This is a genomic window from Desulfopila sp. IMCC35006, from assembly GCF_005116645.1.
Taxonomy (GTDB): Bacteria; Desulfobacterota; Desulfobulbia; order Desulfobulbales; family Desulfocapsaceae; genus Desulforhopalus_A.
The window spans coordinates 101,937-126,090 of record NZ_SWCM01000005.1; the positions used below are offsets into that span (position 1 = coordinate 101,937).

20 protein-coding genes are annotated in these 24,154 nt (G+C 50.2%); 16 read left to right on the top strand and 4 right to left on the bottom strand.

All coding sequences use genetic code 11. The features are described from left to right. The first annotated feature begins 1 nt into the window (after position 1). From FCL47_RS10425 to FCL47_RS10480, 12 genes are all read left to right on the top strand, one after another. Entirely contained in the window at positions 2-1,717 is a 1,716-nt protein-coding gene (locus tag FCL47_RS10425) for an NADH-quinone oxidoreductase subunit D (protein WP_136813442.1), read from the top strand. Then, positions 1,714-2,220, top strand: coding sequence for an NAD(P)H-dependent oxidoreductase subunit E (gene nuoE / locus FCL47_RS10430; RefSeq protein ID WP_136813443.1), 507 nt, complete (start codon positions 1,714-1,716; stop codon positions 2,218-2,220). The genes FCL47_RS10425 and nuoE overlap by 4 nt, the downstream gene beginning before the upstream one ends. A gap of 15 nt (positions 2,221-2,235) precedes the next feature. Continuing rightward, positions 2,236-3,510 carry an NADH-quinone oxidoreductase subunit NuoF gene (nuoF, locus tag FCL47_RS10435; protein ID WP_136813444.1) on the top strand — a complete coding sequence of 425 codons (1,275 nt, stop codon included), beginning with the start codon at positions 2,236-2,238 and terminating at the stop codon, positions 3,508-3,510. Between the two features lie 14 nt (positions 3,511-3,524). Then, complete coding sequence (locus FCL47_RS10440; protein ID WP_136813445.1) at positions 3,525-5,087, top strand: 2Fe-2S iron-sulfur cluster-binding protein; 1,563 nt, start codon at positions 3,525-3,527, stop codon at positions 5,085-5,087. Beyond that, the gene (locus FCL47_RS10445; RefSeq protein WP_136813446.1) at positions 5,074-6,360 is read left to right on the top strand and encodes a complex I subunit 1 family protein; all 1,287 of its coding nucleotides are present in this window, start codon (positions 5,074-5,076) and stop codon (positions 6,358-6,360) included. Before FCL47_RS10440 ends, FCL47_RS10445 begins: the two co-directional genes overlap by 14 nt. Before the next feature lie 11 nt (positions 6,361-6,371). Next, a complete protein-coding gene (locus FCL47_RS10450) occupies positions 6,372-6,896 on the top strand; it encodes an NADH-quinone oxidoreductase subunit I (protein WP_136813447.1) in 525 nt (174 codons plus the stop codon). Between the two features lie 4 nt (positions 6,897-6,900). Beyond that, a complete protein-coding gene (locus FCL47_RS10455) occupies positions 6,901-7,410 on the top strand; it encodes an NADH-quinone oxidoreductase subunit J (protein WP_240744205.1) in 510 nt (169 codons plus the stop codon). Further along, the gene (nuoK, locus tag FCL47_RS10460; RefSeq protein ID WP_136813448.1) at positions 7,407-7,703 is read left to right on the top strand and encodes an NADH-quinone oxidoreductase subunit NuoK; all 297 of its coding nucleotides are present in this window, start codon (positions 7,407-7,409) and stop codon (positions 7,701-7,703) included. Before FCL47_RS10455 ends, nuoK begins: the two co-directional genes overlap by 4 nt. A 4-nt stretch (positions 7,704-7,707) precedes the next feature. Next, positions 7,708-9,621, top strand: coding sequence for an NADH-quinone oxidoreductase subunit L (gene nuoL / locus FCL47_RS10465; protein WP_136813449.1), 1,914 nt, complete (start codon positions 7,708-7,710; stop codon positions 9,619-9,621). A 13-nt stretch (positions 9,622-9,634) separates the two neighbouring features. Then, entirely contained in the window at positions 9,635-11,158 is a 1,524-nt protein-coding gene (locus FCL47_RS10470) for a NuoM family protein (protein WP_136813450.1), read from the top strand. Positions 11,159-11,173: 15 nt separating this feature from the next. Then, positions 11,174-12,583, top strand: coding sequence for an NADH-quinone oxidoreductase subunit N (locus FCL47_RS10475; protein ID WP_136813451.1), 1,410 nt, complete (start codon positions 11,174-11,176; stop codon positions 12,581-12,583). A 202-nt stretch (positions 12,584-12,785) separates the two neighbouring features. Then, positions 12,786-13,226 carry a CBS domain-containing protein gene (locus FCL47_RS10480; protein WP_136813452.1) on the top strand — a complete coding sequence of 147 codons (441 nt, stop codon included), beginning with the start codon at positions 12,786-12,788 and terminating at the stop codon, positions 13,224-13,226. 129 nt (positions 13,227-13,355) lie between these two features. Here FCL47_RS10480 and FCL47_RS10485 read toward each other — a convergent pair whose 3' ends face one another. Continuing rightward, entirely contained in the window at positions 13,356-14,696 is a 1,341-nt protein-coding gene (locus tag FCL47_RS10485) for a sodium:alanine symporter family protein (protein ID WP_136813453.1), read from the bottom strand. Positions 14,697-15,039: 343 nt separating this feature from the next. Here FCL47_RS10485 and FCL47_RS10490 point away from each other — a divergent pair, with 343 nt between their 5' ends. Beyond that, positions 15,040-16,236 (top strand): iron-containing alcohol dehydrogenase, encoded by a 1,197-nt coding sequence (locus FCL47_RS10490; RefSeq protein ID WP_167496456.1) that lies wholly within the window; start codon positions 15,040-15,042, stop codon positions 16,234-16,236. Positions 16,237-16,338: 102 nt separating this feature from the next. Here FCL47_RS10490 and FCL47_RS10495 read toward each other — a convergent pair whose 3' ends face one another. Further along, positions 16,339-16,914, bottom strand: a complete 576-nt coding sequence (locus tag FCL47_RS10495) for a flavodoxin family protein (protein WP_167496457.1) — start codon at positions 16,912-16,914, stop codon at positions 16,339-16,341. Between the two features lie 299 nt (positions 16,915-17,213). On the opposite strand from FCL47_RS10495, the gene FCL47_RS10500 reads away from it, so the two are divergent. Then, complete coding sequence (locus tag FCL47_RS10500) at positions 17,214-18,125, top strand: glycyl-radical enzyme activating protein (RefSeq protein ID WP_136813456.1); 912 nt, start codon at positions 17,214-17,216, stop codon at positions 18,123-18,125. Position 18,126: 1 nt separating this feature from the next. Beyond that, a complete protein-coding gene (gene hypD / locus FCL47_RS10505) occupies positions 18,127-20,487 on the top strand; it encodes a trans-4-hydroxy-L-proline dehydratase (RefSeq protein WP_136813457.1) in 2,361 nt (786 codons plus the stop codon). 206 nt (positions 20,488-20,693) lie between these two features. Here hypD and FCL47_RS10510 read toward each other — a convergent pair whose 3' ends face one another. Next, positions 20,694-21,890, bottom strand: a complete 1,197-nt coding sequence (locus FCL47_RS10510; RefSeq protein WP_136813458.1) for an amino acid aminotransferase — start codon at positions 21,888-21,890, stop codon at positions 20,694-20,696. Positions 21,891-22,211: 321 nt separating this feature from the next. On the opposite strand from FCL47_RS10510, the gene FCL47_RS10515 reads away from it, so the two are divergent. After that, complete coding sequence (locus tag FCL47_RS10515) at positions 22,212-23,042, top strand: SPOR domain-containing protein (protein WP_136813459.1); 831 nt, start codon at positions 22,212-22,214, stop codon at positions 23,040-23,042. Between the two features lie 32 nt (positions 23,043-23,074). Here FCL47_RS10515 and FCL47_RS10520 read toward each other — a convergent pair whose 3' ends face one another. After that, positions 23,075-24,076, bottom strand: coding sequence for a TrkA family potassium uptake protein (locus FCL47_RS10520; RefSeq protein ID WP_136813460.1), 1,002 nt, complete (start codon positions 24,074-24,076; stop codon positions 23,075-23,077). Positions 24,077-24,154 lie beyond the last annotated feature (78 nt).

The window sequence follows — 24,154 nt, forward strand, 5'->3', positions numbered from 1 at the left end:
TATGAATGCGACGGCTTTAGAAAAAATCCGAGCCGCGTTTCCGGACGCGACCTGCAAAGTTGTTCTGGATTCAGTGGTTATCGATGTACAGCCAGAAAACCTGGAAAACACTCTTTCCCGGTTAAAAAACGAACCTGATTTTAACTGTGGTTTAATGGTAGATGTCACCGCAGTCGACTATCTCCAGTATCCACAACCCCAGAATGCCAGGTTCTATGTCATTTATACCCTGCGCAACTGGGAGAAGAATATCCTGGTTCAGGTACGAACCCCCGTCAAAGATCCAACGGCAGGGATTCCCACTGCCACTCATCTTTGGGGTGCGGCGAAATTTGGCGAACGGGAGGTGTACGATCAATACGGCATCCACTTCCAGGGCCATCCAGACCTGCGCAGAATACTCAATCACTGGCAATTCGAGGGACATCCGCTTCGTAAGGACTATCCCATCGAAAAGGGCCAGGTATGTTTACAGTCTGACAGCCTGGAAAAAGAGATTCGCGCCAGACTGGCCCACAGAGGTGTCGATAAAGCGACAATGATGGACATCAATACCGAGGTCATGTTCCTCAATATTGGTCCTTCTCATCCGGCAACCCATGGGGCAATCAGAATTCTTACCGCACTGGACGGCGAGACCATTCTTGCCAACGTCAATGAGATTGGTTATCTCCATCGCGGTTTTGAAAAAACAGCCGAAAACAGAACCTATAACCAGATTATCCCCCTCACAGACCGGCTCAACTACTGTTCCTCGATGATCAATAACATCGCCTACGCCAAGGCGGTTGAATCGTGGCTGGGTGTGACAATCACCGAGCGGGCCCAGTTCATGCGGGTCGTACTCACCGAGTTTTATCGGGTGCTGGATCATCTCGTCTGCCTGGCAGCCGCGCTGGTCGACATGGGAGGCTTGACCAACTACTGGTATCTCTATAACGAAAAAGAGGCCGCCTACGACCTGATTTCCCGTCTTACCGGTGCACGACTGACCAGTTCTTTTACCCGAATCGGCGGCATGTATCGTGATTTTTACGATGGCTGGGAGACGGATCTGGAACTGCAGCTTCGCGGCATCGAGAAAGGAATAGGCGATGCGCTGAAACTGGTTGATACCAACCGCATCGTCCACGACCGGACGCAAGGGGTCTGTATTGTTTCCGCGGAAACCGCCCTCAATTACGGCTTTACCGGACCTGTTCTTCGCGCCAGCGGCGTGCCTTTCGATTTACGCAAGGATGCACCCTATTATAACTACGAATCTTTTGACTTCGAAGTTCCGGTCGGCACCAACGGCGATATCTACGACCGATTCATGATCCGTTTTTATGAGATGGCCCAGTCTATTCGCATCATCCGCCAGGCCATGAAACATATCCCGGCCGGCCCGGTCAACGTCGATGAATCTCAGGTGTGCCTGCCGCCAAAGCAGCAGGTCTACAACAACATTGAAGGATTGGCCAACCACTTCAAACTGATCTTCGAGGGTGTGAAGACTCCGCCAGGCGAATGGTACGACTCTTTTGAGGCAGCAAACGGGGAACTCGGTTTTCATTTTGTCTCGGACGGGTCAGGCAAGCCCTACAAATTAAAGGTGCGACCACCGTGTTTCTATATCATGGGTGGTTTTCATAAAATGGTTGAAGGTAATATGATAGCTGACGCTGTCATCAACCTGAGCTGTATCAATATAATCGGTGGGGAGCTGGACAGATGAGCGATCGTTCACAACTGATTTCGACAGGAAAGCCATTCCAGTTCGACAAGGAAAGGGATGCTGAATTCGAGAGGCTTATCAAACGATATCCGACCCGAGAATCGATGATTCTTCCTGCTCTGTGGCTGATACAGGAGCAGGAAGGCTGGATAAGTCAGGAGGCAATGGCGTATGCGGCAGATCGCATCGGGACCTTTGCCAGCAAGGTGTATGAAGCGGCAACGTTCTACACCATGTATAACCTGCATCCGATGGGCAAGAATCATATCTGCGTCTGTCGCACCCTTTCCTGCTGGCTCCGCGGCAAACAGGAGATTGTCGACTACCTCAAAAATGAAATTGGTATACAACCCGGCCAGATAAGTGACGATGGCAAGTTCAGCCTGGAAGAGGTTGAATGCCTTGGTCACTGCGGTTCCGCCCCGGTTGTTCAGGTCAATGGCGAATTCCACGAGAACATGGATGTGGATAAGCTGAAATCGCTGCTGGCCACACTGAAATAAGGAGGCGGAAGAAACATGGAAGTCAAAATTCTCAGTGCCAACTTCGACACGAAAGACGCCCATAAAATTAAGGTTGCCAAAAAACACGGCGCGTATTCCACCCTTGATAAACTCTTTTCGATGAAACCGGAAGATGTCACTGATCTGGTGAAAAACAGCGGTCTCAGGGGAAGAGGCGGGGCAGGTTTTCCGGCGGGGGTAAAGTGGTCCTTTTTGCCCAAGAATACCGGTAAACCCGTCTACCTGACAGTCAACTCTGACGAGTCGGAGCCGGCAACATTCAAGGATCGATATATCCTGGTCAAAGACCCGCACATGATGATCGAGGGTATCATCATCTGCAGCTACGCCATCGGTTGCCATGATGCATATATCTACATCCGGGGTGAATATACTACCCAGGTGAAGGCGCTCCAGGCAGCGATTGATGAAGCCTACGCAGCCGGTTATCTCGGTGCCAAAGTCGCCGGTCATGATTTTAAACTGGACGTCACGGTGCACCGTGGGGCCGGAGCCTATGTGTGCGGTGAAGAAACGGCACTGCTTGAGTCGATTGAAGGGAAAAAAGGGCAACCGCGCAGCAAGCCGCCATTTCCTGCTGTGGCCGGTTTGTATGGATGCCCGACAATCATCAACAATGTGCAGACGATAGCATCACTGCCGTTTATCCTCAAAAATGGTGCGGATGCGTACAAGGTGCACGGCACTGAAAAAAGCCCGGGCACACACCTTTTCGGCATTTCCGGTCACGTGGAAAAACCCGGCATGTATGAACTGCCGCTTGGCTTGCCGCTTCTTGAAGTCATTGACAAAATGGCAGGAGGTGTCTGGAAAGGCAGAAAACTCAAGGGAGTCATCCCCGGCGGAAGTTCCACTCCGGTGCTGCTGCCCGAGGAAGCCAAGACGGTCACCCTAGATTACGAATCCATGGCCGCGCATAAAACCATGTTCGGCTCCGGCGGAATAGTCGTCTTAGATGAAACCGTCGATATGGTTAAGCTGGTTAAAAACCTGATCGACTTTTATCACCACGAATCGTGCGGACAATGCACTCCCTGCCGCGAAGGACTTGGCTGGATGTTGAAGATTGTCAAGAAAATACTTGCCAGTGACGGCACAATCGATGACGTCAACCTGCTCCGCGAGCTGTGCGACAATATTGAAATGAAGACTGTGTGTGTTTTATCTGCTGCCTGCACCATGCCGGTGCGCAGTTATCTGGATAAGTTCAGGCACGAATTTGAGGCATATGTGGCAACAAACGATTCTTTAGCAGCAGAAGCGAAATAGGAATAAGGCACCCCATGGCTGACAAGATTAAACTTTTTGTAAACGGAGTCGAGGTCGAGGTCGAAGCAGGCAAAAATCTGATCGACGCGGTCGGTGCTGTCGGCATCGAAATACCTCACCTATGTTACCACCCGGCACTCGGTGCCGATGGCAACTGCCGCATGTGTCTGGTCGGTATTGAAGACGGCAGACCTCCTCTGGTACCGGCGTGCAAAACGCCTGCCCAGGAAGGTATGAAGGTGTTACTCGATGCGGAACATATCAAAAAGATCCAGCACGATGTGATGGAGTTTGAATTGATCAACCATCCCACCGATTGCCCCGTCTGCGACCAGGCCGGCGAATGCAAGCTGCAGGACTATTATATGTCCTACGATCACGCAAAGAGCCGGATGAACGTTCCCCAGGTGGTCAAAGGCAAGAAGATGGATTTTGGTGCCGGGGTGGTTCACGATCAGGAGCGTTGCGTCGTCTGCGGCAGATGTGTCAGATTCTGCCGCCAGATTACCAAGACCGGAGAACTTGGCATCATTAACAGGACCGATGATGCGCGGGTCAATATTTTCCCGGGCAGGCCGCTTGCCAATCGCTATGCCATCAACGTCGTCGACCTGTGTCCGGTCGGCGCGATGACCAGCAAGGATTTCCGTTTTAAACAACGGGTCTGGTTTTTGAAAAAAGCTCCGGGAATCTGCCACGGCTGCTCTAAAGGCTGCAACATCACCATTGATCACAACCGGGAAAAATATAAAGACGATATCATCTACCGGTTTCGACCACGGCTCAATGAGCAGGTCAATGGCTATTTCATGTGCGATGAAGGACGGTTAAGCTACAAAAAGGAAAACGAAGGACGGCTGACCGAAGCGAGGCTTGGCACGAAAGTTCGACCGATAGATGATGTCCTTGCCGCCTGCAGCAAAGAGATGGAACAGGCCGCGAAAATCGCCATCCTGCTTTCGCCGAACTGTTCACTGGAACAGATGGTTACGGTACAGGCCTTGGCTGAGAAAATTGGCGCAGCTCTGTCCGGCTACAGTGAAGGGTACATAAAAACAGGCGATGGTGACGATTATCTCATCCAGGATGACAAATCGGCCAACCGGGCCGGCCTTAACCTTCTTGGCATCGATAGTTCGAAAGAAGGGTTTGAAAAGGCGGTACAGGAAGCCAGCCTGCTCCTTAACTTTAACAACGATCTGACCCTCTCCTACCAGGAAAACGAGCTGACAAAGCTGCTCAAAGACACCAAGATAGTCGCCGTAGCAGCTGCAGCCAACCAATGCACAGCCATGGCCGATATGGCAATTCCGGTTGCGTCGTTCAGTGAATACGCGGGCACGCTTATCAACTGCGATAACATTCTGCAGCACTTTGCCAAGGCGATTACCAAGAACGAGGATCTCGCCGATATCTGCACCATCGCTGCCCGGCTCGGCAGTCCTCTGCAGAACGACAACGAGCGATACTCCGTATTACAAAAATGTATCAGCGCTCTCAAAGAGTTTGGAGTCGACCAGATCCCGGCGGAGGGATTGAACTTAAAGAAAAGTGAGGCTGCCAATGTCACCGCTTGATTATTTAATGATTGCCATACGCGTTGCCTTCAGCGCCTTTGTTCCGCTCTGTTTCGTCGCTGTCTGCGTGTGGATGGAACGAAGAGGCGCCGGGTATTTCCAGGACCGCTCCGGTCCGAACCGCGCCGGTATTTTTGGTTTCAGGGCCGCCGGCCTGGTTCAGAATCTCGCCGATGGTCTGAAACTTGCGTTTAAAGAAGATATTATATCGCAGCACATCAAACATAAATTTTTCTTTGTTCTGGCCCCGGTTATAGTCTTTTTTACCGCAGTTGTCTCATTTGCGGTCGTCCCCTATGCCGACACCCTGGTCCTGAATGGCAAAAGCTATATGATGCAGGGCATTCCCGTTGATCTGGGGATCCTCTGGTTTATTGCCCTGGCCGGTTTTTCCGTGTACGGAATCATCCTTGCCGGCTGGTCGTCATCCAATAAATACGGCATCCTCGGCAGTCTGCGTTCAGCGGCACAGGTTATCAGCTACGAGATCCCCATGGGACTGGCGATTGTCAGCCTCCTTATCGTCTACGGGACCGTCAGCCTCAACGAAATGGCGCAGTTCCAGGGAAAACTCCTCTTTGGATTCATCCCCATGTGGGGCGCGGTTCTTCAGCCTGTTGGCATGGTTATTTTTATCATTGCCGCCTTTGCCGAGTGTAACAGGACACCATTTGATCTGGCCGAGGGCGAAAGCGAGATCGTAGCCGGCTTTCACGTCGAATACAGTGCCATGAAATTTGCCATCTTTTTTATGGGTGAATATGTGGCCATGTTTGCCTCAAGCTCAATCATCGTCACCCTGTTTTTTGGCGGCTATCAGATTCCGTTTCTTTCCACAGCTACCTTGCTGAACTGGGCGAAACCGGTAGCATTTCTGCTGATGATCGCGCTGCCGGTGGTAATGTACTTTTTTGCCGGCTGGATAAGAAGAAGCAATGTAAGTCATTATCCGCGGGAAAATGATCCCCGCGTGTTCGAGGCGAACGTCTATATAAAATGTTTCTGGGGTCTGATCGTCATCCTGGAGCTGGTTCTGCTTGCCATCCTGTTCAGTCCATCCGGTGGTGCGGCAGCGTCCATTTTCGTGGCGCTCCTGCAGATCTGCACTTTGCTGCTGAAAGTGACCATGATGATTTTTGTCTTCATCTGGGTGCGTTGGACCTTGCCCCGTTTTCGATATGACCAGCTACAAAAACTTGGATGGCAGATGCTCCTACCACTGGCACTTCTGAACATCTTCATTACAAGCGCGGTTGTCGTGGCGTTGAGCTAGAGGAGGATGATATGGGTGCAACTGTCAAAACAATAGAAAGAAAAGGTTCGAGTCTTATTGAAAGGCTTTACCTGATTGAGATCTTCAAGGGCATGGCCACCACCTTTGGTCATCTGTGGCGAAATCTTGCCGATAACCGCAGGCTCTATGTCCGGCATTATCCCGAGGTTCAGCCGGAGATTCCGGTCCGCTGGCGTGGTCGGCATCGCCTGACGACACACCCGGACAACACGGTAAAGTGTGTCGCCTGTTTCATGTGCCAGACCAACTGTCCGGCAAACTGTATCATGATTGAGGCTGGGGAAAGGCTGGACGGCAAGGCGGAGAAAATGCCCGTAAAATTTAACATAGACCTGCTTGAGTGCATTTATTGCGGGTATTGTGTTGAAGCCTGTCCGGTGGACGCAATCCGCATGGATACCGGAATTTTCTCCGTTACCGGTAACAAGAAAGAATCATTCGTTCTTGGGCTCGAGGAATTGTTAACAACTCCCGGTGCCTTTTCCGAAGAAGAATATAAGAAAGGGGGCGCTTGATATCATGTTTGCAGAGTGGTTATTTTACGTGTTTTCAGTGCTGTCTGTTCTGGGGGCCGTTGGTCTGGTGCTGTTTCGCCACCCGATGAGCGGGGCAATGAGTCTGATAGTGACAATGATCTCACTGGCTGGACTGTATGCACTCTTATCCGCCAAACTGATTTTTGTCCTGCAGCTGATCGTCTATGCCGGGGCAATCATGTCCCTGATCCTCTTCATCATCATGTTTCTGAATATTCAGACCAGTGATCTGCCTGAGGAAAAGGGGAAATTGTATTTCCTCGCCGGCGGCGTTGTCCTTCTTCTTCCGATCGCCTCCTTTCTCATTAAGGTCGTGAAAAGTCTGCCCGGCAGTGAGGCCACGATCGTCGGCAAAGGATTCGGCGGGGTGAAAGAGGTTGGACTGGTTCTCTTCCAGGACTGGTTATTGCCTTTTGAAATTGTTTCCATTCTGCTGCTTGTGTCTCTTATTGGTGCAGTCGTGCTTGCAGGAAAGAGGAGGGTCGGTAAATGATTCAGCATTATCTCATTCTCAGCATCATTCTCTTTTGCCTGGGAATACTCGGGGTTATATCGAGACGAAACGTTTTTACGGTGTTCATGTCCATAGAACTCATGCTCAACGCGGCTAATCTGGCCTTCATTACCTTTTCACGTCTGCATCTGAGTATGGACGGACAGGTTCTGGCCTTGCTCGTCATGGCGGTTGCTGCAGCCGAGGCTGCGCTGGCTCTCGCAGTAGTCATACTGCTTCATAAGCACAAGGGTAACCTGGATACGAACGTATTCAGCCTGTTAAAAGGGTGATTTCATGGAACATACTGCTGCATATCTCGGACTGATCCCCCTGCTGCCGCTTACTGGCGCGCTGGTTATCGGATTGTTGTACATGTTTACCTGTACGACGAACCCGTTGCCGGAAAAATTGTATGGCGCTCTTGCCTGCGTCGGACCGCTGTTGTCCTTTTTCCTGGCTCTGGTCGTCTTCTTCCATTTAAAAGGACTTCCGCCTGAGGAACGCTTTCTCGTGCACAACGCCTATACCTGGTTTGCAGTAGGTGATCTGCACATCAACATGGGCTTTCTGGCCGATCCTCTGAGCGCTTTAATGTTGCTTTTTGTCACCTTGATCGGCTCGCTGATTCATATCTATTCAGTTGGCTACATGGCCGAAGATAAAAATTACGGCAAGTTTTTCTGTTACATGAATCTGTTTTTGGGCGCGATGCTGATTCTTGTTTTAGGCAGCGGTCCTGTCGTCATGTTTGTCGGCTGGGAAGGTGTCGGTCTCTGCTCCTATCTGTTGATCAGCTATTTCAGCGAAGATACCAACAATGTGCTGGCCGGCAACAAGGCATTTATCGTCAATCGCATCGGCGATCTTGGTTTTGTCCTCGGCATGTCGGTTTTATTCTGGGCAATCGGGGCCAGCGGCTTTGATTATCTCTCACTCAGAGCGAATGCCCATAACCTTACCCCGGCAATTGGCATTACGGTCTGCCTGCTGCTTTTTGTTGGTGCAACCGGCAAATCGGCGCAGATTCCTCTCTATGTGTGGCTGCCCGACGCCATGGCTGGTCCCACCCCGGTATCCGCGCTCATCCATGCAGCAACGATGGTTACTGCCGGTGTCTACATGGTCGCCCGTTTCAGCTTTATCTACGCTCATTTCCCAATCGCCGGTTCGGTGGTAGCCTGGGTGGGTATCCTGACCGCGCTGCTGGCGGCAATTTTTGGCATGTTTCAAAAAGACATCAAGAAAATTCTCGCTTACTCGACGGTGAGTCAGCTGGGCTATATGTTTGCCGCAGTCGGGGTGACGGCGTATTCGGCCGGTATCTTTCATGTCTTCACCCATGCTTTTTTTAAGGCCCTGCTCTTTCTCGGTGCCGGTTCCGTCATCTATGCCCTGCATCACCAGCAGGATATTTGGAAAATGGGTGGCTTAAAAGATAAACTGCCCAGAACCTACTGGACCATGCTGATCGGTGCTTTGGCCCTCTCCGGCGTCCCGCCGTTTTCCGGATTTTTCAGTAAGGACGAGATCCTTTTCTCTGCACTGGCCACCGGACATACCGGAATTTGGTTTATCGGTGTATTGGTTGCCGGAATGACCGCCTATTACACCTTCCGGATGATATTTCTGGTTTTTCATGGTGCACCTCGTGACAAGGAAGCCTTTGATCATGCCCATGAGCCGCCGGCGGTAATGACTATCCCCTTAGTCATCCTCGCGGTTGGTGCGGCTTTTGCCGGGGTGCTCAATCTGCCGGCAATCTTCGGCGGTTCGCTGAACGTCTCGCAGTGGCTCGAACCAAGTCTTGTCGAACATCATGGACATGCAAGCATCTGGCTGGAAATAATGGCCATGCTTGCCAGTATTGGTGTTGTCGCCTGCGGAGTTTACATTGCCTATAAAAAATTCGGCCAGGGTGCTGAAGAGCCTGTGTTTACTGGTTTTGCCAAAATTGGCTACTACAAGTTTTATGTCGATGAGATTTACAACGCCGTCTTTGTCCAGCCCTATAAAGGATTTGGCTCGATAATCAGCAGGTTCCTCGAACCAAAGGTTACCGACAGCGGTGTCAAGCTTTCCAGTTGGCTGTACCAGAAAGCGGGGACGGCGTTCAAGGCCCTGCAGGTTGGCTATGTGCGGATTTATGCACTCTATATGATTATAGGATTGAGCCTTATGAGTCTCTTCCTCTCTCAAACGATCAACTAGGTAAGGTGTAAGAATGTTTGAATATGCCCTTTCAGTCATGATCTTTCTGCCCATCCTCGGCGGATTGGCAATGCTCCTTATGCCCATTAGCAGGGGGGCATCTCGAATCACCGGATTGATCGTTTCGCTGGTTGTTCTCCTCATGGGTATCGAACTGTTCCTCGGCTTTACCGGAACAGGTGGCATGGAATACCTGGAGAATCGACCATGGATCGAATCTCTCGGCATCAGTTATGGCCTTGGCGTAGACGGAATCAGTCTTTTGGTACTCATGACCGGTGCAGTACTGTTCCCCATGGTGTTCGCCATCTTCACCACTCAGAGTAAAGGGTACTACGCGAATCTGCTCATTGCCCAGGGAGCCATGATAGGTGCCATCTGCGCGACTGATCTGGTGCTCTTTTATATTTTCTGGGAGATCATGCTGCTGCCGATTTTCTTTATGATTGGAATTTATGGCGGTCCAAAACGACTGCCCGCCACCTTGAAGATTACTATCTACACTATTGCGGGTTCGCTGTTGATGTTAGCTGCTTTAGTGTATGTAGGCGTTTCTTACCATAATCAATTCGGTAAATGGACCTTTGATATAGTTCAACTCGGGGCGCTTGATCTCGGCGGCGGTTTTGCAATATTAGCATTTCTCATGTTCATGGTCGCTTTTGCCATCAAGATCCCCCTCTTCCCGTTCCATACCTGGTTACCCGATGCGTATACCGAAGCACCCACGGCGACAACTTTTGTGCTGTCGGCAATCATGGCCAAAATTGGCGTCTACGGAGTTATTCGTTTCGTCATCCCGGTTTTTGAAGTTGAATTTGTCCGGTTCGCCGTTCTGCTCTCCCTGGCTGGTGTGGTAGGCATGATGTACTGCGGACTCGCCGCAATTGCCCAGAAGGACATGAAGAGAATGCTGGCATTTTCATCCGCCTCGCACATGGGAATCATCGCCGTTGGCGTTTTTTGTATGAATACCCAGGCGTTAACCGGTAGCCTTTTTCAGATCGCCGCCCACGCTACCAGTACCGGGGTGCTCTTTCTTTTTGTCGGCCTGATGGAGGAAAGAATGGGTACCAGGGAAATTGGTGATCTTGGCGGGATTGCATATCGGGCGCCGATCTTTGCCACCTTTTTTGCGATCGCCATGCTTGCATCCGTCGGCTTACCCGGTACCAGTGGATTCATTGGTGAATTTCTCATTATCCTTGGCGCCATTAAATTCAGCGGTTTCATCGGATTTCTGGCCGGCACCTCGCTTATCATTGGCGTCTGCTACATGCTATGGATGTTCCAACGGGTTTTCTTTGAAAAAGAAAATGACCGCACGGCGGCATTTCCAGACCTCAACGTAAGGGAAATACTCACTTTTCTGCCCGTTATTCTCCTTATTATCGGCATGGGTATTTTTCCCCAGACATTTATCAAAAAAATCGAACCGGCTGCTCAGCTGCAGATTGCCAAAGTATTTGCCATGACTCAGAGTCAAGTTGCCGAAACAACAGTCCCGAAACCTGGACACAACAACCATAAGAATTAAGGCAGGGTACCCACTATGCATGATTTTTTGTCCATCCTCCCTCTTCTCATCATCGTTGGCGGCGCCATCCTGCTGATGCTTCTCTCTGCTTTTGAGAAGGTCCAGGTCGAGATTGCATCATTTATCAGTATGGCGTTCTTCGCTGCGGCGTTTTTCGTTCAGCTGCTGGTCGGCTGTGGCCCTGAGACAGTGGTGTTTGCCAAAATTTTCAATGGGATGCTGGTAACCAGTAATTTTACTATGGTCGGCGGTCTCATCATTCTCGGCTGCGGCTTTTTCACCGCCATGAGTGCCCATAGCTACTTCAAGGTCAATCTTTTCTGTACCCTCGAATTCTATTGTATGATGATGTTTGCCGCCTGTGGCATGCTGCTTCTGACCATGTCGCAGGAACTCATCTCGGCATTTATCGCTCTTGAGATCATGTCGCTTTCCATCTATATCCTGGTTGGCTATGATCGGGCTAATGTTACCGCAACAGAGGCAATCCTCAAATATCTGATGCTTGGAGCCTTTGCCGGCGCCTTTTTCACCATGGGTACAGCACTCATCTATGGCGGAACCGGAACAACTAAGTTTGCCGGCATCGCCACAATGATCAGTGCTACCCCCGCAGCGCATCCATTTTTAATTGCCGGTTCTTTTTTTATCTTCGCCGCCTTACTCTTTAAAGTGGCAGCCTTTCCATTCCACGCATGGGTTATCGATGTATACGATGGTGCATCTACCCCAGTGACTGGATTTATGGCCACCGCACTCAAAACAGCAGTTTTTGTAGTTTTTGCCAACTTCCTGGCCCTTAGTGCTGGCATGCACAGCAGCTGGATAACCTTCCTTTTCTGGGTCTCTGTTCTTACCATGTTTGGCGGCAACCTTGTCGCTATAGGGCAGAGCAGCTTGAAACGAATGCTGGCGGCATCCGGTATAGTTCATTCTGGGTATCTGCTTATTGCCCTGGTAGCCATCAGCACCGATCACTTTACCGGCAGTGTCATCGGTTATTATCTTGCAGCCTATGCCGTTGGAACACTTGGTATCTTTGCCGCACTTTCTTATCTGGGTGGCAAAGATGAAAAAAGAGGTACTTTTGACGACTTTAAAGGCCTTGCTCAAGTCCGCCCATATTCGGCTGCCGCAATCACAGTATTTCTGCTTTCCATGGCAGGTATTCCACCCACTGCCGGTTTTATGGGCAAATTCTATATCATTACCAGTGCAATTTCGGCCGGGCAGACAGCCCTTGCCGTTCTAGGGGTGATCAGCAGCATCCTGTCCATGTGGTACTATTTGCGCCTCGTGATTAATATGTACTTTTATGAAGCTGAGGACAGTTTTGAGATAGCGGGATCACCTCTTGCAACTGCCGGAACTTTTGTATTGGTGGTCTGTGTGTTTGCCATTGGCCTGTATCCTATAATTATATAGCGACACAACAAACTTAGGGGGCATACCAGGTACGGAACTCAATGCAGCAATACCCACCCTGTTGCTGACTGATCTGGGAAAGTTATTTCTAAGTCACTAGCCCCGCCAAAAACCTTTGCGGGATAAGTTCTTTCACGAAAAAGGTTCCTTGCAAAGAACACAAGAAACCTTTTTCTAAGTCACTAAACGTGGAGTCTACGATATGAAAGCAAAAGAAATTCTGGCAACCAAAGGTAGTCGAGTCGTCACCGTTGCAAAGGATAGTTCAGTCATCGACGCCATGTCGATTTTTTCCGCCAACCGGATCGGCTCTCTCCTCGTTGTTGACAAAGACGGCAGGATCCTTGGCATCATCGGCGCCCGTGATGTCCTCATGGCGGTCATTAACCATCTCGACGAAATTAAAACGCTCACCGTCGAAAAAATAATGACCACAGATCTTATCGTCGGTACCCCGGACGATTCTATCGATTATTTGTCCAATATCATGACGGAAAACAGGATTCGTCACGTGCCGATTATTGAAGGAAAGGAGCTCAAAGGCATCGTCTCCATCGGTGATGTTGTGAAATCGCAGTTGAAGGAGACACATGTAGAGAATAAATATCTGAAAGATTATATTGCCGACAAATATCCCGGTTGATGAATAAAGGCTATTAACACGACAGCTGCAAAACGAAAGACAAAAAGCTTTTTCCCGAACTGATTCGGAAAAAAGCTTTTTGTCTTTTTTTATATCCAGGCAAAGAATCTACAAAACCTGGAATTCGTCTTATTTAGAGAAATACTTCTTTGTTTCAGACACAACCACCGGAGTCAAAAACAGCAGTCCAATAAGGTTAGGAATAGCCATCAGCCCATTGAGGGTATCAGAGATATTCCAGACTAAGCTCAGTTTGGCGACTGCACCAAGTCCTACAAAACAGATAAAAACAATGCGGTATGGCAGCACCGCTTTGACTCCAAAAAGATATTCTATCGATTTTTCGCCATAATAGCACCAGCCGAGAATGGTCGAGTAGGCAAAAAGAATAATACCAATAGTTACAACATGGTCTCCGCCCGGCATACCGGCGGCAAAAGCCATAGTGGTCAATTCCGCTCCCGTCTTACCGTTTGACCAGAGGCCGCTTATTATAAGCACCAGCCCGGTCATGGTACAGACGATGATAGTATCGATAAAGGTCTGGGTCATGGATACCAGTGCCTGGGTTATCGGGCTCTTGGTCTGGGCAGCTGCCGCTGCAATAGGGGCACTGCCAAGACCGGACTCGTTTGAAAACACCCCGCGGGCAACACCCATCCTGATGGCCAGCATAATGCTCGCCCCGGCAAACCCGCCAACGGCTGCGGTGGGATTGAACGCCTGTTTGACGATGAAAATTAAAGCCGCAGGAACTTCGCTTATGTTGGTAAGAATGATATATCCCGCGCCAGCCATATAAAAAACAATCATGACCGGAACTAGGACACCGGTGACCCGGCCGATACTTTTGATACCGCCAAGAATGACGGCTGCGGTGCAGATCATCAGAAATATGCCGCTGTACATATGCGGAATACTGTAGGTTGCTTCCACTGCATCGGCCACAGAATTTGACTGGACCATATTGCCAATGCCAAAAGCGGCGAAAGAGGCAAATACGGCAAAAACAGTACCGAGCCAGGGCATTTTTAACCCTTGTGAAATATAATACATCGGGCCACCGCACATCTCCCCCTTCTCATCAACAACCCTGTACTTGACCGCAAGAACAGCCTCAGCATATTTGGTAGCCATACCAACAAGACCAGTAATCCACATCCAGAACAAGGCGCCTGGGCCGCCCACCGCAATCGCCGTTGCAACACCGGCAATATTACCGGTACCGACAGTTGCCGAGAGTGCGGTCATCAAAGCCTGAAAATGGGAAATGTCTCCCGGTTCATCGGTTTCTTCCTTGCGTTTAACTAAGGCCAGATAGAGTGCGTAGCCAAGTTTTCTAAACTGAAGACCGCGCAAGGCAAAAGTCAGCCAGAAACCTGTACCAACCAAAAGGATCAACATTGGTGGTCCCCAGGCAAAAGCCCCGATTTTTCCAACTATTGTGTCCAGTGTACTTAAAAAATCCATCGGTTTTCTCCTCTATATTAATGATCAAAATAGAGATAGATCCTCGTCAAAAGAGCACCATCCCTCTTACGCGCGACCTCCTTATAACTCGCTTCAAGCTGTTTTTTCTGCAAATTCCCAATTGCTTCATTGCCATTTAAGAGTAAAATGGACCCGCCTACTTTACCCGATGAAAAGAGAGATACAAGTGCCGGCATCAGACTTTTTTCAGAAAACAGCTCTAAAAAAGCTGTGATACGTAGAATCTGGTCTTCTTATAAATAAATGGAACATGACCCGAGATAATAATTACCTGTACCATCACTCCGGACCCCAGAATACGTTATGCACACATGGAGAACATATGATTTCCGCCTTCAGCCTTAACACTCCTCCCCACATCATTTTTGGCCCGGGGAAACTGACGGAACTTGAGCACATCATCGGACGATTTGGCTCCCATCCCCTGCTGGTGCTCGGCAGTCACTCTTTTCTGCAAACCGAGCATTACCAATTAGTGCAGCGTATATTTAGCAAGCTCGGCTGCAAAAACGAAACTGTGCACATCGGCTCAGAACCTTCCCCGGCTATGATCGATGCGATAGTTGCCAAATTAACCGGGAGAGGGATTGATCTGGTTATCGCCATTGGTGGCGGTTCCACCCTCGACAGCGGCAAGGCGATTTCGGCCATGCTGGTGGAGAAAAAAGAGGTTGTCCGGTTTCTGGAAGGGGTGGGAGACAGAACCCCCAGCGGCAGAAAAATCCCTTTCATCGCCATTCCAACGACCTCAGGCACCGGCAGCGAGGCAACCAGTAATGCAGTGCTCAGTTCTGTTGGCCGAGAGGGTTTTAAGTGTTCGCTCCGCCATGACAATTATATTCCCAATCTTGCTCTGGTTGATCCACGCTTAACCCTGTCCTGCCCACCAAAGCTGACGGTGGCCTGTTCCATGGACTGTTTCACCCAGTTGGTTGAAGGATACCTTTCCACCAACAGTTCCTCTCTCTCCGAGGCCTTGGCCCTGGAAGGAATCAGGGCCGTCCGCAGGTCATTGCGTGTTGTCTGCAGCGACGGCACTGATCTTCCGGCCAGGACGGATCTCTCTTATGGTGCACTGCTCTCGGGGATTGTCCTCAGTAATAGCGGACTCGGCACGGTACACGGCTTTGCTTCGGTGATCGGCGGTTTTTTTGCCATCCCCCATGGGATAATCTGCGGGACGCTCATGGCACCAGCCAATGCGCTCACCTTAAAGAACTTGCAAATGAAGAGTGCTGATCATCCGGCCCTTGCCAAGTATGCTAACCTTGGCCGGATATTCAGTGATCAACCGCGCAAAACGGATGCCTGGTATCAAGATCACTTCATTTACGAGCTACAGAGTCTTGCCATCGAACTGAACATGCCGAACCTGAGTGAATTCGGGGTGACAACCGGCGATATTGAAAAAATTGTCGCTAAAACTGGCAATAAATACAATCCCGCCCAGCTGTCAAAAGTGGAATTAACCGACATTCTCCTGAGCAGAATCAGTACCCATTGCCCGGACAATAAATAATCTTATTAGCCGTCAAGCTCAGCCTGTCGAAATTAAAGCCTGGATAATCTCAGAACCGTAAACGATTACCTGAATCAATAGCCCAACAAGGGCAAAATCCAGTTAGAGGCGGCCTTCGACAATGTCCCGGCCAAACTGTTCTGCCCGTGCCATTTCGTCAGGGGCTTCCAGAACCGCTTTGCGCTTATCGACCCCTTTCACCAAGAGCTCCCCGGCATATTCGACATCCATGGCATCATAAATATACCTGGCGGTCAATATGCTGCAGTCGAAGATCTTTGGACCCACGGTAGCGGCAGTGGATATGAGATACCCTTTTCGCCCCTTCCCTTCACCAAATCTTTCTTTAAGGAGATATCTTCTGGCCCAGCGCGACTGAAACCTATCACCAAAGATTTTACATTGGGCAGAAAGGCCATAAAAATACACCGGACTGACCAGCACCAGGCGATCGGCATCATCTACTTGCTGAAAAATTGGCGTCAAATCGTCGTTCAGGACACAGTTACCGGATTTCTCGCAGCCCCCACACCCCTGACATGGCCGCATATTCAGGTCGTTAAGCCGGATATATTCAACCGCGCCGCCGCTCTTTTCCACCGCTTCAGCAACTTTACGGGCCAATGTTTCACTATTGCCATTTTTCCTGGGACTTCCCAACACAACCAGCATTTTCATAGTCTGCTCTCCCCCTTTTCGCATGCACCATGCACTAGGCATTCCGTTGTCTTTCATGGACATATATCAGCTCTTCACGCCGGGATCGGACCACTGCTCCAATCTTTTTCCCATTACCCTCATCTTTCGTATAATCTTTTTTTGGTATTTAGACAATCTCTTGAAATAGTACACAACAATAGTATACAATACTCACTCCTCTGTATCATCTTTACAGACAGGTGATTCTTTGGCAGGATTTCCAAAACATACCGGAATTTTCCATTGCATGAGAATGAGATTTATTGTTAATAAAGTGTATGGATGAAATAAAATCAACAATTTTTGCTATCAAACGGTATGCACTCCATGATGGCCCGAATATCAGGACAACCATTTTTTTTAAAGGATGCCCCCTGAGCTGCAACTGGTGTCACAATCCGGAAGGTATTGATTTTAACATCAGTATAATTACCCTCAACGACAGATGTGTTGGGTGTGCAGAGTGTATTGCCACCTGTGCACATAAGGCTCTACAACGCTCCAATACGGGTATCAGCCGTGATGACCGATTGTGCACCCTCTGTCAAAGCTGCGTCGAGACCTGCCCGGCTCTGGCCCATGAGCCCACCGGCTGGCAGATGACAACGCAGCAGCTGTTGCACGAAATACAAAAAGATGTACCCTTTTATGATCAATCCGGTGGTGGTGTCACCATCTCCGGCGGCGAACCCCTCAGTCAGCCGGAAGGGTTGCTCGCGCTGCTGCAGGGCTGCGCTGCCCTGGGGATTCATCGAACCGTTGACAGCAGTGCCTTTGCGCCCACCGCAACTCTTCTGCGCATCGCCCGGTATACTGATTTATTTCTAATTGATTTAAAACACATGAATACCAGGCTTCATCGGCAATATACCGGTGTGGCCAACGACTTGATATTACATAATCTGCAGAAGCTGGCAGAAATCGGGCGACCGGCCAGGGTGCGCATTCCCCTTATCCCCGGCGTCAATGATGACGAAATCAATATCAGGGAGACTGGGGCTTTTGTCGCCAGATGCAAAAACGTTCAGGGCATCGACGTTCTCCCGTACCACCCTTCGGCTACCGCCAAATATAAAAAACTGGGCCTGAAGTACAAGGGAATGCAGTTTACCGCGCCCACCCAGGATACGTTGAGCACTACCGTTGATCTACTGAAAAATTACCTGTCAGATGTCCGCATCGGAGGATAATATGAACACCAGGATAACAGCACTGCGCGAAGAGAGCTTTGCCACCCAACCATCCATCTCTATAGAACGGGCGGTACTGGAAACCGAGTTCTATAAAGAAAACAGCGGTAAATACTCACTTCCCGTTTTACGTGCTCTCTGCTTTAAGCATCTCTGTCTAAAAAAGAGCCTGCATATCGGTGATGGGGAACTGATCGTCGGCGAGCGGGGCCCGGCACCAAAGGTGGTGCCGACCTTTCCTGAGCTGACCTGCCACAGTGCTGAAGATCTGCATATTTTAAACACCAGGGCCATGACCAGCTACCGGGTGGCGGAGGAAGATATCCAGCGTTACCAGGAAGAGGTTATCCCCTACTGGCAGGGACGATCAATGCGCGACCGAATTTTCAGTGAGATCCCCGACGACTGGCGTATTGCCTACGAAGCCGGGTTGTTCACGGAATTTATGGAACAGCGGGCACCGGGTCATACCGCCCTGGACGGAACCATCTACACCATGGGCATGGTCGACTTTAAGAAACGGATCGCAGACAGGCTCGCCCGCCTCGATTACCAAAACGACCCGGAGGCCTCGGACAAGGCCGAACAGCTCCAGGCGATGGATATTTCCTGTGATGCGGCGATCATATTTGCCGAGCGCCATGCAGAACTTGCCCAGACGATGGCGGCAACAGAAGAAAATCCCGCCCGTCGCGCAGAACTGCGCCATATAGCAGAAATCTGTCGACAGGTTCCGGCGCATACCCCAAGGACTTTTCATGAAGCCCTGCAGATGTACTGGTTTGTCCATCTCGGCATAATAACCGAGCTGAACGGCTGGGATGCCATGACTCCCGGCCATCTGGATCAGCACCTCCGGCCTTTCTATGAAAAGGACCTTGCCGCCGGCCGGCTTGACCGGGAAAAAGCCAAAGAACTGCTCAGCTGCCTGTGGATCAAAGTCAACAACCACACTGCACCGCCGAAGGTAGGCGTCACCGCTAAAGAAAGCGGAACGTATAACGATTTTACCCAGATTAATCTCGGCGGCTTGAATGGTGCGGGCGGCGATGCGAGCAACGAAGTATCCTTTCTCTGCCTGGAAGTTTCCGACGAACTGCATCTGCTCCAGCCCCAGCCCAGTGTCCATATCAGCAATAAAACACCAGAGAGGTTCTTGAAAGCAGCAACCAGAGTCATCCGTAAAGGCTATGGCTACCCTTCGGTATTCAATACCGATGCGGTGATCATGGAGCAGGTGCGGGTCGGCAAAACTGTCGAAGATGCAAGGGAAGGCGGGACCAGCGGCTGTATTGAGACCGGAGCTTTCGGCAAAGAAGCCTACATCCTCACCGGCTATCTCAACGTTCCTAAAATACTAGAAATAACGCTCAACAACGGCCACGATCAACTCACTGGCAAAAGAGTGTCAATTGAAACCGGCGACCCCACAACCTTCACCAGTTTCGATGAACTCTATGCGGCCTTCACCAGACAGCTTGAGTATGTGGTAAACCTCAAGATACGGGTCAACAACTACATTGAACGGATGTATGCCAAATATTCTCCGGCGCCTTTCTTATCGGTGGTCATCCATGACTGCATCGAAAAAGGCAAAGACTACTATGACGGCGGACCGCGTTATAACACCAACTATATCCAGTGTTGCGGCATCGGTACGGTGACCGACAGCCTGTCGGCCATCAAGACCCATGTCTACGACACTGGCTCGATATCGATGGAGAGACTGCTTGCCGGCCTGAAAAATAATTTTGCCGACGAAGAACCATTACGCCTGAAACTCTGGAATAAAACTCCTTTTTACGGCAATGACGATGACCGGGCCGACGATATCATGAAAAGTGTGTACAGCTCGCTTTATGACGCCATCGACGGTAAACCCAATACCAAAGGAACGGTCTATCATCTGAATATGCTTTCCACCACCTGCCATGTCTATTTCGGAAAAATGCTCGGTGCATCCGCCAACGGCCGATTCGCCCATCTGCCCGAATCCGACGGCACTTCGCCATCCCATGGTGCCGACCGCAACGGTCCAACCGCGGTGATCAAATCCCTCAGCAAGATGGACCAGCTGAAATCGGGTGGCACCCTGCTCAATCAACGTTTTCTGCCAAGCGTTCTGGCAACCGAGCAGGACCTCGATAAACTTGGCGGCCTGATCCGCACCTACTTTACTCTGGGAGGCCACCATATCCAGTTTAACGTGATTGATACCAAAACCCTGCGTTCAGCCCAGCAGCACCCCGATGAATACCGCAACCTGCTGGTCCGGGTTGCCGGCTATAGCGATTACTTTGTCGATCTCGACAAGGAACATCAGGAAGAGATTATCAGCCGAACGGAACAGGAGTTGACATAATAAACGTTCATTAGCACCCCATATGCACACGATCAGACTGATGGGCATAGGACAGAGCTATAGCCCATCAGCCTGCTTGTACGCCTCTGGAATACTACTAAACGTTTAAAGAGATCAGGTGTATGCACCAAAAGCTCGAAAAAGAAACGGCCATCAGCGATAGAATCACTGATGGCCGTTTCTTTTTTAAGGAATTGTTGCAGAACTTATTTATCGAGTGCCTCGGCGATAGCGTCGCAGACATAATCGATATTTGCTTTGGTCAGTCCGGCAAGATTGATCCGGCCGCCACCCACCACATAAATTGCCTTGTTGGTCCGCAACCAGGCGACAATTTCATCGGACAGACCGCTGAAAGAAAACATGCCGCGTTGTCTGGTGATGGAGGAAAAGTCGCCTTTCACCCCCCTTGCAGCAAGTCCCTCAACCAATGCGACGCGCATTGCCTTGATCCGATCGCGCATCCCGGCAAGCTCACCCAGCCACTGCTTATGCAGCTCGGGATCGCTGAGGATTGTTGCCACGACAAGACCACCGTGAGCCGGCGGGTTGGAATAGATGACCCGGATGGTGGTTTTCAGATGACTCATGGCCACCGCCGCCTCTTCTGCGGTCGGGCAGACGACAGTCAAAGCACCGGTCCGCTCATTGTACAGACCGAAGTTTTTCGAAAACGAACTGGCGATGAAAAAATCGACGCCGGTTGCCGCGAACTCTTCAATCCCGCACCGGTCTGCTTCGACACTTTCCCCAAAACCCTGATAGGCAAAATCAAGAAAGGGAATCCAGCCTTTTTCTTTGCCGATAGCCGCTACCTGACGCCACTGGTCACTATTGAGATCAACCCCGCTCGGGTTATGACAGCAGGCGTGCAGCAGAACGATGTCACCGGCCGGCACCTTTTCGAGGCAGGCCGTCATAGCACCAAAATCGACGGCTCTGGTTGCCGGGTTGTAATAAGCATATTCCGCCAGCTCAAACCCGGCGGTTTGAAAGACACCCTTATGATTGGCCCAGGTCGGTTTGCTGATCCACACCTTGGCCGCAGGATAAAATTTCTTCAGCAGATCACCACCGACCCGCAGTGCACCCGTCCCGCCAGGCGCATGAGCGGTCACGGCACGACCGCTGGTTATAACTTCGGATGCTTCACCAAAGAGGAGATTTTGTACTTCTTTGGCGTAGGTCGGATCACCGGAAATGGGCAGGTAACTTTTCGTACCTTCCTTTTCCAACAGAATTTTTTCGGCAGCTTTCACACAAGCCAGAATGGGAGTCCTTCCTTCTTCATCTTTGTACACCCCTACGCCGAGATTGACCTTTTTTACATTGGGGTCATTACGAAACGCCTCGGTCAGTCCCAGAATTGAGTCTGCCGGAGCTGCTTTAACATTTTTCCACATCTATCTGCCTCCAAAAAGGATCATTAATTTTCAAAAACCCAGTTTGTGTAAATACAAACATTTGGTGAATTGTGTCAACAGGAATGACAAACACGCGCCGAACTGTTTCCCACCCCCGCGACTTTATACAATCGGCTGCTTGATCTTCCAGTCAACAAATGGTAAAAAATTCTCTTGTACCATACCGATTAATTCCTTGTTTTTTACAAAAAAACAAGCTGTCTTAAGGTACTTATCCCGGTTTTTTCTCCCGTGCACCGGGGTTAGATTCTCGCATTGTAACTCAATCCCGACGAACGGGACCTTTTGGCCTGAAATCCGATGAAAAAATTTATTGCCACTTTTTGCCTTCTGATCTGCGCTGTTGTCGTACTGCTCGCCTCCATCGATCTTGGGCCATACCTTGCTCCGGATAAAGCTGCGACAAAGGTAACAGAAAGCACAACCGGACAAGAGCCAGCTGTGGCAACCAAAGACATCAAGAACCCTGAACAAGCACCGCAGCTGCAGCAGATACAACCGGAAGAATCAATGCAGACGCTTCCCCCCGCACCGCCTGTTGACGAAATATTCCCAGAACAGGAACGAGTCGTTATGGCTCCCCCGAAAAAAACCGCTGCGGTTGCAGAAGAAAAAATTCCCGAGATCCCCCCGTCTCCCATCGAACTTGAGGTGACTGTCTTACCGGTCGGCGATTATCCGTTCTCAATTCTACTTGCGACTTTTCAGGAAAAGGACGCTGCCGAACGGGGGCTCTCATTATACCGGAAACAGGGTATTTCCGCATACTGGGTGAAGGTGCATCTCGGGGAAATGGGTATACGATATCGGTTATTCACCGGAACTTTTTCAACCATGCCTGAAGCTCAGCAATATCTGAAGCAAAGCGCACTGGTCGATAAGTTGATAAAACCAACCTATTATGCAGCCCGTGTGGGGGTGTTTACGGATAAAACCGAGCTGGCCGGGGCCTATCGTAAAACCAGGCAGGCGGATGTCATTCCTTACATTCTCGGCACAACAAAGGGTGATTATTATCTGTATGTCGGTGCGTTTTATACCTACGTCGGCGCCATCGATCAATGCCGCGAACTTGCGGCGGCAGGATTAACCTGCGAACCGGTCAAGCGTTCCACTGTCCCGCCGTATTAAACGGCACGAATGGGGTCAGACCCCATTCGCCATCATCCTGTGCAGCAGATAGCTTCGTTCATCCGCCGCATCTCAGATTTCTTGCCGATGACCACAATGACATCGCCGGCGGTAAAAATCTCCCCCGGCCCGGGATTAAATATCATTTCTCCCGATTTTCTCTTAATGGCAACAATAATTACGCCAAAATCCAGGCGAAGATTACTGCCGACAACAGTCCGGCCGGTGATGGGTGAATCCTCAGGAATTATTGCCTCCTCCATCTGCAGACCGAGTTCCGTGTGCATCATGGCCTGGTCAAGCCAATCGACAACTGTTGGCTTGTGCAGGATCTCTGCCATTCTCCTGCCCCCCATCTGATACGGACAGACGACTCTGGACGCGCCGGCACGTAGCAGTTTGCTTTCGTTTTTCACATCAGACGCCCTGGCCAGGATAAAAATATCCGGTCGAAGACCTTTGGCGGAAAGAGCGATAAAAACGTTGTCGGCATCCGAACTGACCGCGGTCACAAGTCCCTGGGCTCGATCGAGTCCGGCAGCAATCAAGGCTTCATCGGAGGTGGCATCCATATTCAGATACAGCGTATGATTGGCTTCAAGCTCGGCAATCGACTCCGGATCCTGATCAATGACCACCAGAGGAATGTTTGCTGCGTCCAGCTCCCGCACAATTATAGAGCCTATCCTGCCGTAGCCACAAATAATGTAGTGTTTATCCAGTTCGGCAATCTGCTTTTCCAATTTTCTTCTCCCCAGAACTTTTCTCAGTTCACCTTCAACAAAAATGCGCGCAACCTGCCCAAGGGTATACGTCAAGAGGCTGATGCCCAGAATAATAATAATAATGGTGATAATTCTACCGATATGCGACAGGGGCTTAATTTCAGAAAAACCAACGGTACTGATGGTGATCAGTGTCATATAGAAGGCCTCAAAAGGCGGCATATCTTCAAAAATGACGTAGCCGAAAGTACCAAACGTGATGGTTGCGATCAGGAGCAGGAGAGAGAGTTTCAGTTTTGAGAATTCCATGGGGCAACCGTCCGCAATAGCAGGTCTTTCCTTGATTTCAGTACAGCATAGATAGATTCCAGACCGATATCTACCATG

What these genes read in the sequence shown, in the direction of transcription:
- FCL47_RS10470 (WP_136813450.1), top strand. Translation starts at nt 9,635, where the DNA reads ATGTTTGAATATGCCCTTTCAGTCATGATCTTTCTGCCCATCCTCGGC.
- FCL47_RS10495 (WP_167496457.1), bottom strand. Translation starts at nt 16,914, where the DNA reads ATGAAAATGCTGGTTGTGTTGGGAAGTCCCAGGAAAAATGGCAATAGT.
- FCL47_RS10450 (WP_136813447.1), top strand. Translation starts at nt 6,372, where the DNA reads ATGGGTGCAACTGTCAAAACAATAGAAAGAAAAGGTTCGAGTCTTATT.
- FCL47_RS10500 (WP_136813456.1), top strand. Translation starts at nt 17,214, where the DNA reads ATGGATGAAATAAAATCAACAATTTTTGCTATCAAACGGTATGCACTC.
- nuoL (WP_136813449.1), top strand. Translation starts at nt 7,708, where the DNA reads ATGGAACATACTGCTGCATATCTCGGACTGATCCCCCTGCTGCCGCTT.
- FCL47_RS10515 (WP_136813459.1), top strand. Translation starts at nt 22,212, where the DNA reads ATGAAAAAATTTATTGCCACTTTTTGCCTTCTGATCTGCGCTGTTGTC.
- FCL47_RS10520 (WP_136813460.1), bottom strand. Translation starts at nt 24,076, where the DNA reads ATGGAATTCTCAAAACTGAAACTCTCTCTCCTGCTCCTGATCGCAACC.
- nuoF (WP_136813444.1), top strand. Translation starts at nt 2,236, where the DNA reads ATGGAAGTCAAAATTCTCAGTGCCAACTTCGACACGAAAGACGCCCAT.
- FCL47_RS10485 (WP_136813453.1), bottom strand. Translation starts at nt 14,696, where the DNA reads ATGGATTTTTTAAGTACACTGGACACAATAGTTGGAAAAATCGGGGCT.
- hypD (WP_136813457.1), top strand. Translation starts at nt 18,127, where the DNA reads ATGAACACCAGGATAACAGCACTGCGCGAAGAGAGCTTTGCCACCCAA.
- FCL47_RS10455 (WP_240744205.1), top strand. Translation starts at nt 6,901, where the DNA reads ATGTTTGCAGAGTGGTTATTTTACGTGTTTTCAGTGCTGTCTGTTCTG.
- FCL47_RS10480 (WP_136813452.1), top strand. Translation starts at nt 12,786, where the DNA reads ATGAAAGCAAAAGAAATTCTGGCAACCAAAGGTAGTCGAGTCGTCACC.
- FCL47_RS10510 (WP_136813458.1), bottom strand. Translation starts at nt 21,890, where the DNA reads ATGTGGAAAAATGTTAAAGCAGCTCCGGCAGACTCAATTCTGGGACTG.
- FCL47_RS10440 (WP_136813445.1), top strand. Translation starts at nt 3,525, where the DNA reads ATGGCTGACAAGATTAAACTTTTTGTAAACGGAGTCGAGGTCGAGGTC.
- FCL47_RS10475 (WP_136813451.1), top strand. Translation starts at nt 11,174, where the DNA reads ATGCATGATTTTTTGTCCATCCTCCCTCTTCTCATCATCGTTGGCGGC.
- FCL47_RS10490 (WP_167496456.1), top strand. Translation starts at nt 15,040, where the DNA reads ATGATTTCCGCCTTCAGCCTTAACACTCCTCCCCACATCATTTTTGGC.
- FCL47_RS10425 (WP_136813442.1), top strand. Translation starts at nt 2, where the DNA reads ATGAATGCGACGGCTTTAGAAAAAATCCGAGCCGCGTTTCCGGACGCG.
- nuoE (WP_136813443.1), top strand. Translation starts at nt 1,714, where the DNA reads ATGAGCGATCGTTCACAACTGATTTCGACAGGAAAGCCATTCCAGTTC.
- FCL47_RS10445 (WP_136813446.1), top strand. Translation starts at nt 5,074, where the DNA reads ATGTCACCGCTTGATTATTTAATGATTGCCATACGCGTTGCCTTCAGC.
- nuoK (WP_136813448.1), top strand. Translation starts at nt 7,407, where the DNA reads ATGATTCAGCATTATCTCATTCTCAGCATCATTCTCTTTTGCCTGGGA.